Below are 15,296 nucleotides of genomic sequence, written 5' to 3' on the forward strand. Positions count from 1 at the left end.
GCTGAGGATTCGTGAAGGATTCGGGGCGGCCGGCGCTCCGGAGGGTACGCGTCCGCCCCGCGTGGGTTACGCGTCCAGTTCGTCGTCGAGGCGCGCCCGGATGTCGTCGACATCGACCGCGTCGGACCAGACGGCGACGTCGTACGTGACGTCCAACAGTCGCCGCATCGATTCCTCGTCCCCGTCGGTGACGGCGCGTGCCGCCTCGGTCCGAAGCCGTTCGGCGACCGCCCGTGCGGCGGCCTCGCGGTCGACGTCCCGCTCCCGGACGTCGAGGATGTGCGGCAGGTCCTCCGCGTTCTCCGGGAGCGTCGGGAACGCCGCCGGCCCCGGGATCAGGAGCGTCTCGCCGCCCTGCTCGTAGCGAACCAGCGCGTACGAGGCCACCGCGTCGTCGACGGCGCCCGAGAGCGCGGCGGCCTCGACGTCGGAGCCCTGTTTGAACGCCAGTTCGCCCAGCGCGCGTTCGAGTTCCGCGGGCGTGAGCGCGCCGAAGAGGTCGACGACGCCGGCCAGTTCGTCGGACTGGAGTTCCGAGGTCACTCTCCGAACCCCGTCGCGTCGGCGGCCGCGACGCCGGCGTTTCCTCCGGCGACCGCGTCTTCGACGTCCGCTTCGGCCGCCTCACTCACCGCCTCCGCGGAGAGCGGGGCGTCCGCCCAGGCCGGGAGGCGGTCGTCGGCGCCCGTCGGCTCCTCGACGGCGGCGGCGTACTGTGACACCTGGGCCCGCTCGTGGGCGCGGTCGAAGCGGAAGTCGTTGAACGCCGCGTCGAGCGCGTACTGGTCGACGAGTGTGCTCGCCGCCTCGCGGTAGCGCCTCGGGAGCGTCGAGAAGTCCGGGTCGATGCCGCGTTCGACGACGCTCCGCAGGAGCGTCTCGCCGACCGACCGGCTCATGTCGGAGAGCCCCGCGGACCCCTCGACGGTTCGGTGGTCGTGTTCGTACGTGCCGAGGTCGACCTGAGCCGTCCCCTCGAACCCGGCCACGTCGAACGCGTCGCCGAGCGTCCCGACTTCGAGCCCCCACTTCCGCGGCGTCCGGATCCGACGCGCCATCTCGGCGGTCGCGGCGAACTCGCCGGCGAGCGCGTACCGGAACGAGTCGAGGTACCGGAGGTACGGTTCGGGGTGTTCGTCGACGAGGGCGCGGACGAGCGGGGCGTAGAAGAGTCGGAAGAGCCGACCGTAGAGGTGGTCGTCCTCGACGCGGGCGTAGTACCCCTTCGCGAAGTCGTACCCGCGAGTCAGCGGGAACAACAGCCGGCGGACGAACGACTCGTCGTACGTGGTCGTGTCGGCGTCGTGGACGACGACGAACTCCTCGGCGGTCGCGCGGCCGAGTCCGAGCCACACGTCCCGTCCCTTGCCGCGACCGCCGCCGAGGCCGGCCTCCGCGAGCAGCGAAGCGACCCGCGGCCCGTCACACCACAGGAGGTCCAAGGAGAGATCGAACCCCGAGAGCCACTCGCGAACGGGGCCGACCCGATCCGTCGCGGCGCGCAGGGGGACGACGACGCGCGCGGGGTCGAGCCCTTCGAGGACGCGCAACATCCGGTTCGCGGCGTCGGTCTCGTACTCGCGCTCCGTCATCGGGACGACGACCGCCGCGCGATCCGTCGGCGCGGCCGGGAGGGGATCGGCGAGGTCGTGGAGCGTCGTTACCCGCGTTTGCACGTACTCCATCGAACTGCCCTCAGGACGGGACGAGCAAAAGCGCGGGGGTTCCGGCGGTCGGGACGACGGGGAGGCGTCGTGGAGCGATCGCGTCCGGTTCGGCCACGCACTTTTATATACGATGGAGCGGCCAGCGTCCCCGTGACGTAGGAGCCATCCCGCGTCGGGCCGCGGTTGCTCGGCACGCCGACGCGGGGAAACGCCGACGGCGGTTCGGGGAGGTCGTCGCCGGCGCTGTGCCGACTGTTCGCCACACGTGACGGCCGACAGTCGAATCGCGGTCACTCGCGCGTCGCCGACTGCGGCAGGCGCCCGCTCCGCTGGAGGGCGAGGAGCCCCACGACGACGACCGCCAGTCCGAGTGCCAACTGCGTGAAGATGAGGTCGTAGGCGAGGCCGGCCTCCCGCAGCGCGCCGACGGCCGAGGAGCCGCTGGCCTGGAGGACCATCATCCCGCCGGAGTACCACGCGTAGGCGCTCGCTCTGGTTCCGTCGGGGAGCGTATCCAGCAGGTACGTGTCGATCGCCGGGAACAGGCTGTGGAGGACGTACCCGATCAGAGCCGTCAGCACGATCAGCGCGACGAGACCGGAAGTCACCGTCACCGCGAGGACGCAGACCGTGAACGACCCGATGATCGTCAGGATGTACGGCACGCGGGGGAGGGTGTCCGCCAGCCGGCCCGATACGAAGAACGCCGGCACCCCGGCGGCGAAGATCACGGTGAGGAGGTTCTTCGAGGCCGTATCGGAGAGCCCCTTCGTGCGCATATACAGCTCGTAGAAGTTGAACAGCCCCTGCCAGACGAACCCCGTCGCGCCCACGACGACGACGGCCAGTAACACGACCCGCCACTCGGTGCGGATCGCCCCGATCAGGTCCCGGTCGGCGGAACCGGCGTCGGGGAGGTCCGTAGAGCGGGCGGTGAAGAACAGCGTGACCGTGACGAGCGCGGTCGCGACGGCGATGCAGACGAACACGATCCGCCAGTCGACGAACAGGGTGAGGACGAGCGTGACGAGCGGCGCGGCCGCGACGGCCGCGAGCTGGCTCGTCATCCCGTGGATCCCCAGCGCCCAGCCGACGCGATCGGGGTAGAGTTCGCTGACGAAGGGGTTGGCCGCGACGAAGTAGCTCCCGGAGGCGAGTCCCATACACAGCGCGCCGACGGCGACCATCGCGACGGACGTCGCGCTCGCGATGAACGCCGCCGCGCCCGTGAGGAGCGCGCCGGTCACCAGGATCACGCGGTGGCGCGCGACCCGGGTGAGAAGCCAGCCGGTCGGGACGCGGAGCAGCGCGCTCCCCAGCCACGCGAGCGTCGCGATGAGTCCCGCGGTCCCCTCACCGATCTGAAACACCGCGATGAACTCCTGGAGCAGCGGCGCGAAGACGACTCTCCCGAGGTTCACCAAGAAGATCATCGAACAGAGCGTACCGAAGAGCCGTCCCCGAGACACGGGCGGAGTTGACCGCCGGCGGCTTCAACTGTTGCGATCCGGGCCGGACCTACAACAGTCCTTATACCCTGCAGGTCCAAGGGCGACGTGATTATGAAGTCGACGCGGAAGGGGCTACGGGACGGGGAGTTGGAGAAGGACACGTACGGACGACTGAACTGCGCCGAGTGCGGAGAGACGCTGAACACCGAAAACGATCCGGACGAGGTGTACACGGTTCGGCGGTGCGCCGACTGCGAGCGCGAGTGGAAGGAGCTCCGGTAGTCGCGGGCGGCCCTCCCGTGAGGAGGCCGCTCGTCACTGGAACACGGCGTCGAAGGCCCGCGCGCCCAGCGGTTCGAACGTCCCGGCGGCGACGTTTTCCGGAACGTGTGCGGGCGAACTTGTGCCGACGAGCGCGGTCGTGACGCCCGGCGCGCTGCGCGCGAAGTTGATCGCCCGCTGTGCGGGGGTCTCGCCCGCCAACTCCGCGTCGACCCCCGCGGGAATCGACGTCGCGAGGTCGCCCTGTGCGAGCGTCGCGCTCGCGACGACGTCGAGTCCGACCGCCTGCGCGTATTCGAGGGCGCTGACGTCGCGATCGGCTTCGGGGTGTCGGTGCGCCGCGACGGTGAACGCGTCCGCCATCGCGACGTTGAACGGCAACTGGACGGCCGAGAGTCCGGCGTCGTCGACGCCGACCGACTCGGCGGCTGAGTCGGCGCGAGCGACGACTTCGGGCAGCGAGAGGTACGCGTCGTGGGATCGGGGGACGCGGAACGCCTCCCAGGTCGCGACGCCGTAGCCGCCGATGTCACCGGCCGCGCGCCGACGTTCGAGCCGCTCGAAGGCCGATTCGAGCGCGTCGTAGACGGACTCGCGGTCGCGGACCTGCAGTTGCGTCTCGGGGTTGTGGACGTAGTAGCAGTCGACCGTGTCGACCCCCAGGTTCGACAACGATCGGTCGAGCATCGCCTCCAGGAAGTCGGGAGCGATGGCGTGGCTCCCGCGGGCGAGGTCGCTCGGGTCGACGAGCCCGGGGTCGACGAACTCCGCGCGGACGTACGCGGCCGGATCGTCGGGGCGCGAGCCGTCGAACGGGACGAACCCTCCCTTCGTGGCTACGACGACCTCCTCGCGGGCGACGTCCGCGGCGTCGAGCGCCTCGCCGACGACGCGCTCGCTCCGCTGGTGACGGTAGTTGATCGCCGTGTCGACGACGTTGACGCCCGCCGAGAGCGCCTCAGCGATCGACTCGCGGTAGCGCGCGTCGACCGCGTCGGTCGGCTCACCCAAGTACGTCCCGAGACCGACGCTCGATGCGACCCCCGGACCGAACCGGCGGAAGTAGGTGCGCGCGAACGCGTCGCCGAATCGGTCCCGGTACCCCCAGGTCCCCTCGCTCGTCGCCATATCGGAGGTACGCCCCGAGCGGATAAACGGGCGTCGGATCGGGGAACGGCGGGTCGAGGTGACGGCGGGTCGAGAGGGCGGCGAGTCGGGGGTCCTCTCCCCGTCGGTTCACACCTCGCCGGACATCGACTCGAAGAGGCGATCGGAGAGGTCCTCGCGGGAGATCGACTCCCCGAACTCGGTCCGGATCGCCCCGTCGTGCAGGGAGAGTTGGCCGCCGCCCATCCGCGCGTGTCCGCCCGCTGAGCCGTCCTGAACGTCTGAGACGGCCGAATCGAGGGTCCGGCCCATATGCACCCGATCGTCACGGGACCGGCCCGAGAGGTGGACGACGCCGTTGCGCTCGCCGAGGACGACGACCGCGGTGACGCCCTCGAGTTGGACGAGTTCGTCCGCCGCCTGGGGGATGGCGTCGACGTTCGAGACGCGGCCGACGTCGCTGACGGCGAAGGGGCCGCGGACGTCGCGGCCGGCGATCGCCCGCGCCTTCAGTTCGAGGACCTCTCTGGACACCGCGGGGTTCGCGATCCGGTCCAGCTGGTCCTCGTCGACGCCGGGATACAGGAAGCCCGCCGCGTCGAAGTCGGCTGCCGAACAGCCCGCGGTCAGGCGCTTCGTGTCGGTCAGGATGCCGTACAGGAGCCCCGTCGCGACCGTCGACGGGACGGTGTAGGGCGCGTCGACCTCGCTGGCGTGTTTGGCCGACGGGACGGGCTTTGCGCCCACGTTCTCGAAGTACTCGGCGACGATGCTCGAGGCCGCGCCGTAGTCCGTCCGGACGTCGGTGAACGTCTCGCCCGTGCCGTCCCCCGGGTGGTGGTCGACGACCGCGAAGGGGAGCACGCTGTCGGAGCCCGCGAACCCCCGTGGACGGTTGTGATCGACGAGGACGACGTGCTCGGCGGCGACGTCGCTGACGTGATCGATCTGCTCGATGTCGAGTTCCAGCACCGTCTGGAAGGCGCGGTTCTCCTGGTGGCGGACCTGACCGGCGTACTGGACCGTCGCGTCGGTGCCGACCTGCCGGGCGAGGCTCGCGACCCCGATTCCGGTCGCCATCGCGTCCGGATCGGGGTTCGGATGAAGCAGCACCGCGACCTCGTCGAGTTCCTTCAGGTTCTCCAGAAACCGGGTCCCCATCGGCCGCTCGAACCGACGGAGGACGTACAGCCCGATCGCCGTCGCGAGGAGCGCGACGACGATCGTGGCCGCGACGGCAGGATACGCCATCACGAGCGATCGGAGGCGGTCGAGTAGCTCCGGGGGGAGGCTCTGTGCCACTCCGGAGCGCGCGCTGCCCATACGTTCCGCCTCAGGATGCACACCCAAGAAGATTCCCTCGTCGTTTCGGCCGAGTGACAACAATGCCTCCGTCAGAGCGACGCCGCGTCCGCGCCCGAGCGGTACGCGTCGATCGCCGCCCGGTATCCCTCGCGGTACGTCGGATACGCGAACTCGTAGCCGAGCGACCGCAGGCGGTCGTTCGAACAGCGCTTGCTCGTCTCGATCCGACGGCGCGCCGCCGCCGAGAGGTCCGGGTCCGACAGCCGCTCCTCGATCGTCCGTTTCGGCGGGGACGGGACCCCGCACTCGTCCGCCAGCCAGTCGGCGAACGCCCACTTGTCGACCGGTTCGTCGTCGACGACGAGCACGACATCGTCGCGCGCGTGGTCCGCTTCGAGGAGGAAGGCGACCGCGCCGGCGGCGTCGTCGCGGTGGACCATATTCAGATAGCCTCCGGTCACGGGTCCCTCCAGGTAGCGGTCGAGCCGGTAGCGGTCGGGGCCGTACAGCCCCGCGAAGCGCGCGACCGTGCCGTCGATGCCGACGGCTGCGGCCTCCTCGCGAGCGACTCGCTCGGCCTCGGCGAGCACGCGGGTCTTCTCGGTCGCGGGATCGACCGGGGTCTCCTCGTCGACGAAGTCGCCGTCGTGGTCGCCGTAGACGCCCGTCGAGGAGGTGTAGACGAGCCGATCCGGCGGCGACGAGCGTCCCCCGTACGCCTCGATGACGTTCCGGAGGCCCTCGACGTAGACCCGGCGGGCGGCGTCGGCGCCGCGCCCACCCGAACTGGCCGCGAAGACGACCCAGTCGGCGTCCGGGAGCGCGGAGAGGGTCCCCGGATCGGTGGCGTCGGCGCGCTGAGCGTCGAGCCCGGCCGCCGCGACGGCGTCCAGTCCCTCGTCGGAGCGGCGGACGCCCGTCACGTCGTGGCCGGCCTCACGGAGCCGTCGGCCGAGTTCGAGGCCGACGTAGCCGCAGCCGACGATGACGACCCGGGACATCAGCGGTCGTTCCGTTCGGCGAGATACCGCTGGATCGCCGCGAGCTGTCCGAGCGTCATCGCCGTCCGGCCCTCCAGCGCCTGCTGGATCTCCTGACCGGAGAGGTCCAGGTCGACGTTCGAGGCGATCGTGTCGACGTCGACGACGCCGGTGGTCATCGCCATCAGGAGGTGATCGCGCAGTTCCAGGACGATCGACTCCGCGTCGGGCCGGCTCCCGTCGAGGGCGAGAATCGACGCCGCGTCCGCGACGCGCAACTGTGGTACCGCTCCCTCGACGAGCGCTTCGAGGACATCGGCGTCGACGCCGGTATCGTCGGCCACCTCCTCGACGCCGCGATCGGTCACGACGGCTCTGAGCTGTGCTTCGTACGCCTCGCGGAGTTCCGTCGGCGTCAGGCCTGCGGGGTCGTCGGCCGCGTCGTACAGCATACCACAACTCGCCGCCGGGGCGGCAAAACGGTTTCCGAAGGCGTCGGTCCTGCCGGGCATCGAACTCTCGTCGCTCGGGATCGGCCAGTAAACCCACCTCGCTCGGGATCGGCCGGCACACTCGTCGCTCGGCGTCGGCTGGCACACTCGTCGCTCGCGGGCAGCCCTCACACCCACGTCGGCGACATCGGTCGCCTCACCCGGGGCGACGAGCCCTCGGATTCTCGTTTCGTCCCGCGAGGGGAACCGCTTAAGTCCGTCACTATCCACCGCTACTGTATGAACCGCGTATCGCTCGTGAACCGGGAGGGACGCCCGTGAGCGTGGGTCACCAGGTCACCTCCGATCACCAGCTCGCGCGCCTCCTCCAGATCGGGATCGTCCTCGAGGAGGTGGTCGAGGCCCGATCGTACCACCACTACCAGTCCCTCGACGACGCGCCGAAGCTCGACCCCGAGATCGAGTCGCTCTTAGAGCACGCCGCGTCCGAGTCGGCCGAGCACCGGGAGCGACTCGAGGCGCTCGTCGACGAACTCGACGCCGAGAGCATCCCGTTCGACGAGATCGAAGCGCTCGTCCAGGCGCAGTACGGCGGAACCGAACCGGAGGACTTCGACGACATCCTCTACGATCAACTGTGCAACGAGGAGACGGCGTACAAGTTCTACGACGATCTCATCGGTGCGCTCCGGGCCTCGGAGGCCACGTTCGGCATCGATCGCGACCGCCTCATCGACACCCTAGTCGACATCCGCGAGGAGGAAGCCGAGGGCGTCGAGGAGGTCACGAAAATTATGAACGACCGCCAATGAGACGACACACGACGCACCACGGAGGACGGAAATGAACACCGCCGACCAGTACGTGAAAGCGATCTACCTCCTCCAGCAGATGGAGAACGGGCCCGCCTCGACCGGGGCGCTCGCGGATCGTCTGGAAGTGAGTCCCGCGAGCGCGAACGAGATGATCGGAAAGCTCGAATCGCGGGGGCTCGCAGAGCACGAGAAGTACAAGGGCGTCACTCTCACCGACGAGGGTATCGTCCGCGCCCGCGACGCCCTGCAGACGTACTGCATCATCGAACGGTTCCTCTCGAACGTGCTGTCGGTCGCGGAGTTCCGCGCGGAGGCGCGCGAACTCGAACCGGTCATCGACGACCTGGTCGCCGAGCGGCTCGACACGATCATCGATCGGAGCTCGGAGTGCCCGGACTGTTTCGACCCAGAGACCGACGCGTGCTGTCACCTCGACGTCCCCACCGAGAGCGTCGAGACCGAAGAGCAGCACGCCGACTGATGCCGCTCGCGGAGCCGAAGCCCACATCTTCAAGTCGTTCCCCCAGTAGGTGCGCGTATGGATGGGACAGCGGCGATCGATCGCCTCCTCGCGCTCGCGGGATTGGGACCCCGAGAGCCGGCGGAGGCCACGGAACGATCGAGGCCGTACGTGTGCCTGGGCTGTGAGTCCACGTACGACGTTCAGTACCACGTCTGCCCGAACTGTGGCGGGTTCTCCGTCGAATCCCGGGTCGCGACGGAGCGTCACGGGGACCGTAGCGAGACGGTTCTCGACGATTCGACCGCCGAATAGCGGACCGGCGTCGATTCAGCCGTCGTAACCCGATGGGTTTTCAAAGACTGCGCTGCGAGTAGCGTGTGCAGTCCCGTGGTGTAGTGGCCAATCATATGGGCCTTTGGAGCCCATGACGGCGGTTCGAATCCGCCCGGGACTATCCACTTTCCGTTTGTAGTCCCCGAGTCGAATCTCCAGCCGCGCGCACCCGGCTCGCATCGTCTGGTGCTGAACGGACGTCGCGCAAGCAGCGACACGCGGAGAGAACTCTCTCGCCCAGCCCCCCGATTCGCCGGCCCCGACCGCTGGCCCCTCCGCGAGGACACCGACCGGAGAGCGGGGGCGTGGACTACGATGAGACACGAATATCATATGTGAGAATATAAGACGAGGATACTTATACGAAATTTCACTCGGTTGATTTGGTTGAAAATCAACAGACGAAGGCGGATTCGATGTCACGTATGTCGACGACCGAGCTACCGGACAGTTATCATACACTGTAAACTGCGTTACGTCGATGGGGACGTTCGATCACCGACGCCGCACGGAGCCCGCGGCGATCGGCAGTCGAACACGTGGTGCGGGCTCGCCTGCTGGGGATTTTTGCCGATCAATGTATGACAGGAGATACGACCCGTGTTCGTGCGGTTTCTCTCGTAACGATTCTGATTCTCAGCGTTCTCGGTGGAGCAGGCGCGTTTTCCACAGCGGCCACCGCCGACCAGGGCAGCATTAGCTTCGACGCGGCGAGCTACTCCGACGGTGACACCGTCACGGTCACCGTCGACGACGCCGATCTATCGACGACTGAAGAGTACGTCGTCAACATCGAATCAGATACTGAATCACAATCACTAGGACTAGGTCAAAGACCAGGCACTTCAATCAAATATACTACTAAAGCAAGTGTCGCTGACCAAAATTCAGATAATAAAGTAACTAAGGAGGACATTGAATATCAAGATTCTGATGGTGGAAATAATGAAATAGAGAAAACCAGTAGGAATGACAATGGTACTGTGACAATTTATTTCAAAAACCCACCAGCATCAAACGATGCTATTGACTATACGGTAGGTGAAACAATACTTCTAACACATACAACAGATTCAGACTTCTCAGGAAATATTGGAATAAGTACTACCGATAGTATAGGAGTTTTACAAATAACTGATGGAGATTCAATCACCTCGGACTATTTTGACACCAGCACCAATACCAGATTAGTTACATCTGCGATTGTTGACGAAGACCCGGATCCACTCACACTCGGACCGATAACAGAGTTTTCCATCGACGATCTTTCAGGAACGAGTCTGTCTCACACCGAGAGCGTCGTCGAGATTCCGTTCAGTGAGGACGTCTCGAAGGCCGGCGGGGAAGCCGGAGCGCTGACGCTCGCGGACAACATCACCGTGACCGTCGGCGGGGTCGACGTGACCGACCGCTACACGCTCGACGCGGACGGATCGACCGACGGGCAGGTCGTGTTGAGTTCGGAGACGCCGGTCGATCCGCGATCGAGCGTGACAGTCGGAATCGACGCGGTGAACGACTCGATCGACACCGAGACGATCGAACCCGGTTCGGTGGACGTGACCGTGGCGAGCGCGACCGTCAGCGAGGACGAGGGGAGTGTGAACGCGTACGAAGGGTCGGTTCTGGCGTTCGTCGCCACGGACGGCTCCGCCGATACCGACCAGGCGTTCGAGGTCGAAGACGGCGACGGAACGTTCGTCTTCTCCGGACGCACCGGGGCCGGAAGTCAGGTGTTCGCCTTCGACACGGCGGCCCGGAACTGGAGCGGGGAGTACGAGATCGAGACGCACCTCGAAGACGGGTCGATGGATCGAGAACTCGGCGTCACGCTCCGAGAGCTGGCGGTGAGCGTCGGAGTCGACGATCGAAACGTCACCACGGCCGACGCCGTCGAGGGGGAAATCAGCGCGAACGCCGCGGGTCGAGTCGTCGAAGTCGCTCTACATTCGGTCGACGACGGCGACGTGATCGAGCGAACGAACCTCACGCTCGGCGGCAACGGGGGCGCGACGTTCGACTTCGCGCCGGCGACCGTCTCGGCGGCGGGGCCGGGGAACTACACGGTCGCCGTGACCGACGCCGGAACCGGTTCCACGAACGAATCGGCCCGAATACGCGTGGTCGACGCCGGAGAGCGAACCGCGTCGTTCGGCTCCCCGACCGTCGAGGAGCACGCCGGCGACGTCGTCGAGTTCGTGGTCGATCTGCGGTACGCTGACACCGCGACTCTGACGATCGGGAGCCCCGAAGACGGCTTCCGAGCCAACGTGACGGTCGACGACGGGAACGGCGACGGGACCGTCCGCGTGCGGTTCAACACCGCGGCCGCGGTCGGGGCGACCACGCTCCCGTCCGACGGTGGCGCGGTGTTCGGAGTCGGTGTCGCCGACGGGGGCGACGACTCCGGCGACGCCGTCGTCTCGGCGGATATCGACGACGAGCACGCCCTGACGGCGTCGATCGACCCGGGAGAGTACGACCTCGCCGTCCGCTCCGGTCCGGACCCGAACGGCACTGCGGAGCAGCGTGGGACCCTCCTCGTCGGCGCGGCCGCACCGAGGGGTCTCACCAACTGGGTCGCGCCGGCCGGGTCCGCGCTCTCGACCCGCGGCGACGTTTCGGAAGCGGTCGAGAGCGGCCGGCTCACGAGGGCCACGACGATCGCGGCCGGGGACGTCGTGATCCACCGTCTGATCCTCCCGGGACTCGGAGGCGAGTTCGCTCGCCGCTCCGGAACGGCGACCGAGACGTTCTTCGCGCTCGCCGGGACCGACGCCGACGCGCTGTACGCGCTCAACGTCACCCAGCGGACGGCGTCGTCGAACGACGACGGCGCTCGATACGGACTGGACGAGAGCGACGCCGAGGTCGTCGCCGACCCGGCCAACGACACCTACGTGATCGCCTACGAGAGCGGTGACGAGGCCGGCCTCCGCGCCGGCGACTCGCTCTCGGTCTCGTTCGTGGCCGCCGAAAACGGAACGTACGACGGTCTCGACGCCGAGGAGCGGACGCTCACGAGCGACTACGAACTCGTCGAGGCCGCGATCGCGACCGCGGACGACCCGGTCGTCGTCGCGAACGCGACGAACCAGTCGATCGCGGGGACGACGAACGTCGCGCCGGGGACCGAACTCGAACTCCGAATCCGCTCTGTGAACGGCACGGACCCCAGGTTCCTGAAGACGACGCGGGTCGTCGTCGAGGCGCAGGGACGATGGTCGGCCGAGGTCGACTTCGACGCACAGCGGGTCGGCGACCGGTTCACGGTGGCCTCCGCCGTCGAGGTCGTCGCCGCCGTGGACGAGTTCCTCGTCGACGGCGTGGTCCGTGCCCTCGTCCCATCGAGGGTCGAACTGACACCCACGACGACAGCGACCCCGGGCATCGCCGGTGGTGGAGGACAGAGAGCGGACAGTGCCAGCGGGGGCGGCTCATCGGCGTCGGACGAAGACGAATCGGTGGCGACCAGCCAGACCGCAACCCCAGAAGAGAGCGGGGACTCCGCGGAGTCGGTCGTCGATTCGACGCGACGGTTCCTCGGCGGCGTGCTCGGAACGTTCGTCGACGGATCCGAGGAGGAGACGCTCCGAAGTCGGCTGCTGGGCTTCGACGTCCTCGTCTCCCTCGGCGCGTTGACGACGGTCGCGCTCTTCGTTTCCCGGCGGGAGTGAGGAGGCCGGGCGGCAGCGACGGCAACTGTCTGGTGACAGAGACGGCCACCGTCCAGGGCGGCCGCGACGGCCGACGGCCGGAGTGACAGCTCCCGGAGACGGTCACGCGGTCAGCACCGTCCGAACGAGAGTTTCAGGCCCCGATCCGGGGACGGCGGCCCGCTCGCCTCGTCGTAACGCCTAAGAACCGAAGAGCCATTCTATCGGGTAATGAACCCGAACGCGAATACGGACGTCGTGGGGCCCCCCACTGTTCCGAAACGGAGGTGGTTCCGTGGGCGTTGAAATCAAGGAATCGACGGTCGACGGCGAGGCCTTCGAGGAGATGAAGCGGTTCGTCCGCGACTACCTCGCCGCGAGCGTCGAGAGCGAAGACCACGGCGGCCGGATGCGGTGGTACCCCTGGCACAGCGCCGAGTACCGCTTCAACCACATCCTGAACGTCGTCGACATCGCGACCCGGATCGCCGAGCGCGAGGGCGCCGACGTCGACGTCGTCCGCGTCGCCGCGCTCTTTCACGACATCTCGAAACTGGAGGCCGACCAGGAGGTCCACGCCGAGGAGGGCGCACGCGTCGCGCGCGAGTACCTCGAAGCCCACGGCGACTTCCCGCAGTCGTTCGTCGAGCAGGTCTGCCAGGTCGTCGCCGACCACTCCTACCAGGGCCCGCTCTCGGACGTCTCACTGGAGACGCAGAGCCTCATCGAGGCCGACATCCTCGACAAGGTCGGCGCGAACGGCACGGCGCTGATGCTGCTCCGGATGGGCTATGAGGCCCGGACGCACATGGACGCCGCCGAGATGGTCGAACGCGTCCTCGAACGCGGTCACGACGCCACGGAGCGAGTGAACTCCGACGCCGCAGAGAGCATCGCGCACAAGCGGCTCACGCGCGTGAAGTGGTTCCGCGAGTGGCTCGAATCGGAGGTCCCCGAGATGGACCATACGGCCGACGACGAGGAAGCGGACGAATAGCGGGCGGGTACGGCCGAGGCGATCGCTCCTACCAGGACGTGGGACGACGTACGGCGAAAAAAGCCTGCGACCGGACGACCGGCGTCGCCGTCGACAGCCGCAGGCACGGAAGCACTTACGTGCGCCGTGGGCGAAACCGGAAATCGTGCCCGCCGAACTCCCTCCATCGCCGTCGAATCGCGTGAAGATCGCCGTTGCCGTCGTGCTGCTCGTGACGCTCGCGTACAGTCTGGTGATCGCCGGGCAGATCCTCCTGTGGTTCGTCCTCGTCGGTATCGCCGCCGGGGTCTACATCGCCTGGCTGCTCGTCCTCGCGGTGTTCCGGCTGGTCGACGCCATCGAGCGGATCGCCGCGACGAGAGAAGCGGAAGTCAGCGGCGGAGATCGGACGGACGAGACGGACACCCAGAAGACGGATAGCGAAAGCCCGAACGCCGAAAGGTCCGCCGGAGACGACGTAGCCGGCGCGGAACCCGGCCGCGACGCGTTCGGGGATGATGCCTGAACCGGTGGCCGTTTGTACGCCGGAACCCAAGCGCTGGCAATGACTGACTCCGGTTCCTGGGTGAGCCTCTTCTCCGGCGGCAAGGACTCCTCGTGGGCGCTCTACCGGGCGCTCGAAGAGGGCCTGAACGTCTCGCACCTCCTGACGGTCCACCCGGGTGAGGACTCGTACATGTACCACGTCCCCGAGACGCGGCTGGCCGGCCTCGCGGCCGAGAGCATCGGGATCGATCTCGTCGAGGTGGAACCGGGTGACCTCAACGCCGCCGACGTCGACGACGCGGGCGCGCAGGGCGACAGGGAGTTGGAACCGCTCGAAGCCGCGCTCTCCGAACTCGACGCGGAACTCGACGGCGGCGTCGCCGGCGTCACCGCGGGGGCCGTCGAGAGCGAGTTCCAGACCTCGCGGATCCGCGGGATGTGCGACCGACTGGGGATCGACCTCTTCGCGCCGCTGTGGCGGCGCGACCCACGGGAGTTGGCCGAGGAGATGCTCGACGCCGGCTTCGAGATCCGGATCGTCCAGGTGGCCGCGCGCGGCCTCGACGAGTCGTGGCTGGGACGGACGCTCGACGCCCGCGCGCTCGACGAGTTGCTCGCGCTCAACGAGGAGTACGGCGTGCACGTACTGGGCGAGGGCGGCGAGTTCGAGACGCTCGTCACCGACGGGCCGCATATGGAACGTCCGATCGAACTGGAGTACGAGGCGGTCTGGGAGGGGTCCCGCGGGCACATCCGCGTGACGGACGCTCGCCTCGGAGAGTGACGGATCCCCTGTCGGGAAGTGACGGGCGGCCGCGTCGAGAAATGAATACGTTAGGTACCCAACCCGGCCGACTATACCGGTCTCTGTCGAAGTGGCGGTATGGAAACCGACTTCAGCGTCGTCGACCCCGAGACGATCGAGGCCGAACGGTTCCCCGAATCCGGGAACCGCCACCGGAAACTCACCGACGCGCTGGGCTGCACCGAGATGCGCGTGAACACGGTGACGCTCGAACCGGGAGAGGCGACGACTCCGCACGCCCACGAACGACAGGAGGAGGTGTACGTGGCCCTCGACGGCGGCGTCGTCGAGATCGCCGGGGAGAGCTACGATGTCGCGCCGGGCGGAGTCGTCCGAATCAGTCCGGAGCCTGCCCGGAGCGTCCGCAACGAGAGCGACGACGCCGCGCAGACGTGGGTGATGTTCGGTGCGCCCCCGCTGGGAACGGTCGACGACTTCGGCGAGTACACGGTGCCCGACGGCGAGCGGGAGTAGGGAACCGACGGGAGCGGGAGGGA

The 15,296-nt window shown here is 67.8% G+C and carries 16 protein-coding genes and 1 tRNA gene; 10 read left to right on the top strand and 7 right to left on the bottom strand.

All coding sequences use genetic code 11. The features are described from left to right. Positions 1-66 precede the first annotated feature (66 nt). The 3 genes from DV707_RS12140 to DV707_RS12150 form a co-directional block, all read right to left on the bottom strand. Positions 67-543: a DUF7109 family protein gene (locus DV707_RS12140; protein ID WP_103991452.1), complete on the bottom strand. Its 477-nt coding sequence runs from the start codon at positions 541-543 to the stop codon at positions 67-69. Further along, a complete protein-coding gene (locus DV707_RS12145; RefSeq protein ID WP_103991451.1) occupies positions 540-1,685 on the bottom strand; it encodes a glycosyltransferase family protein in 1,146 nt (381 codons plus the stop codon). Before DV707_RS12145 ends, DV707_RS12140 begins: the two co-directional genes overlap by 4 nt. Positions 1,686-1,957: 272 nt before the next feature. After that, positions 1,958-3,100 carry an MFS transporter gene (locus DV707_RS12150; protein WP_103991450.1) on the bottom strand — a complete coding sequence of 381 codons (1,143 nt, stop codon included), beginning with the start codon at positions 3,098-3,100 and terminating at the stop codon, positions 1,958-1,960. A 129-nt stretch (positions 3,101-3,229) separates the two neighbouring features. On the opposite strand from DV707_RS12150, the gene DV707_RS18635 reads away from it, so the two are divergent. Then, on the top strand, positions 3,230-3,400 hold the full coding sequence (locus tag DV707_RS18635; protein WP_170216844.1) for an HVO_0758 family zinc finger protein: 171 nt from the start codon (positions 3,230-3,232) through the stop codon (positions 3,398-3,400). Between the two features lie 33 nt (positions 3,401-3,433). Here DV707_RS18635 and DV707_RS12155 read toward each other — a convergent pair whose 3' ends face one another. The 4 genes from DV707_RS12155 to DV707_RS12170 form a co-directional block, all read right to left on the bottom strand. Then, on the bottom strand, positions 3,434-4,528 hold the full coding sequence (locus DV707_RS12155) for an aldo/keto reductase (protein WP_103991449.1): 1,095 nt from the start codon (positions 4,526-4,528) through the stop codon (positions 3,434-3,436). Between the two features lie 108 nt (positions 4,529-4,636). Then, on the bottom strand, positions 4,637-5,758 hold the full coding sequence (locus DV707_RS12160) for a DHH family phosphoesterase (RefSeq protein ID WP_103991967.1): 1,122 nt from the start codon (positions 5,756-5,758) through the stop codon (positions 4,637-4,639). Positions 5,759-5,901: 143 nt separating this feature from the next. Next, a complete protein-coding gene (locus tag DV707_RS12165) occupies positions 5,902-6,813 on the bottom strand; it encodes an NAD-dependent epimerase/dehydratase family protein (protein WP_103991448.1) in 912 nt (303 codons plus the stop codon). Then, the gene (locus DV707_RS12170) at positions 6,813-7,244 is read right to left on the bottom strand and encodes a DUF5791 family protein (RefSeq protein ID WP_103991447.1); all 432 of its coding nucleotides are present in this window, start codon (positions 7,242-7,244) and stop codon (positions 6,813-6,815) included. The genes DV707_RS12165 and DV707_RS12170 overlap by 1 nt, the downstream gene beginning before the upstream one ends. A gap of 317 nt (positions 7,245-7,561) precedes the next feature. Between DV707_RS12170 and DV707_RS12175 the strand changes: the two genes are divergently transcribed. The 9 genes from DV707_RS12175 (at position 7,562) to DV707_RS12215 (ending at position 15,273) form a co-directional block, all read left to right on the top strand. After that, positions 7,562-8,056, top strand: a complete 495-nt coding sequence (locus tag DV707_RS12175; protein ID WP_103991446.1) for a rubrerythrin — start codon at positions 7,562-7,564, stop codon at positions 8,054-8,056. 31 nt (positions 8,057-8,087) lie between these two features. After that, positions 8,088-8,540: a metal-dependent transcriptional regulator gene (locus DV707_RS12180; protein ID WP_103991445.1), complete on the top strand. Its 453-nt coding sequence runs from the start codon at positions 8,088-8,090 to the stop codon at positions 8,538-8,540. A gap of 57 nt (positions 8,541-8,597) precedes the next feature. Further along, positions 8,598-8,834: a hypothetical protein gene (locus DV707_RS12185; protein WP_103991444.1), complete on the top strand. Its 237-nt coding sequence runs from the start codon at positions 8,598-8,600 to the stop codon at positions 8,832-8,834. A 69-nt stretch (positions 8,835-8,903) separates the two neighbouring features. Next, positions 8,904-8,976: transfer RNA gene (locus tag DV707_RS12190), tRNA-Gln, on the top strand. 1,258 nt (positions 8,977-10,234) lie between these two features. After that, positions 10,235-12,532 carry a DUF7827 domain-containing protein gene (locus DV707_RS12195; RefSeq protein WP_103991443.1) on the top strand — a complete coding sequence of 766 codons (2,298 nt, stop codon included), beginning with the start codon at positions 10,235-10,237 and terminating at the stop codon, positions 12,530-12,532. A gap of 274 nt (positions 12,533-12,806) precedes the next feature. After that, complete coding sequence (locus tag DV707_RS12200) at positions 12,807-13,508, top strand: HD domain-containing protein (protein ID WP_103991442.1); 702 nt, start codon at positions 12,807-12,809, stop codon at positions 13,506-13,508. Positions 13,509-13,653: 145 nt separating this feature from the next. Continuing rightward, positions 13,654-14,013: a hypothetical protein gene (locus DV707_RS12205; RefSeq protein ID WP_136361873.1), complete on the top strand. Its 360-nt coding sequence runs from the start codon at positions 13,654-13,656 to the stop codon at positions 14,011-14,013. A 39-nt stretch (positions 14,014-14,052) separates the two neighbouring features. After that, entirely contained in the window at positions 14,053-14,778 is a 726-nt protein-coding gene (locus DV707_RS12210) for a diphthine--ammonia ligase (protein WP_103991440.1), read from the top strand. Positions 14,779-14,877: 99 nt separating this feature from the next. Beyond that, entirely contained in the window at positions 14,878-15,273 is a 396-nt protein-coding gene (locus DV707_RS12215) for a cupin domain-containing protein (RefSeq protein ID WP_103991439.1), read from the top strand. Positions 15,274-15,296: the final 23 nt, after the last annotated feature.

The organism is Halobellus limi (assembly GCF_004799685.1).
Lineage (GTDB): Archaea > Halobacteriota > Halobacteria > Halobacteriales > Haloferacaceae > Haloquadratum > Haloquadratum limi.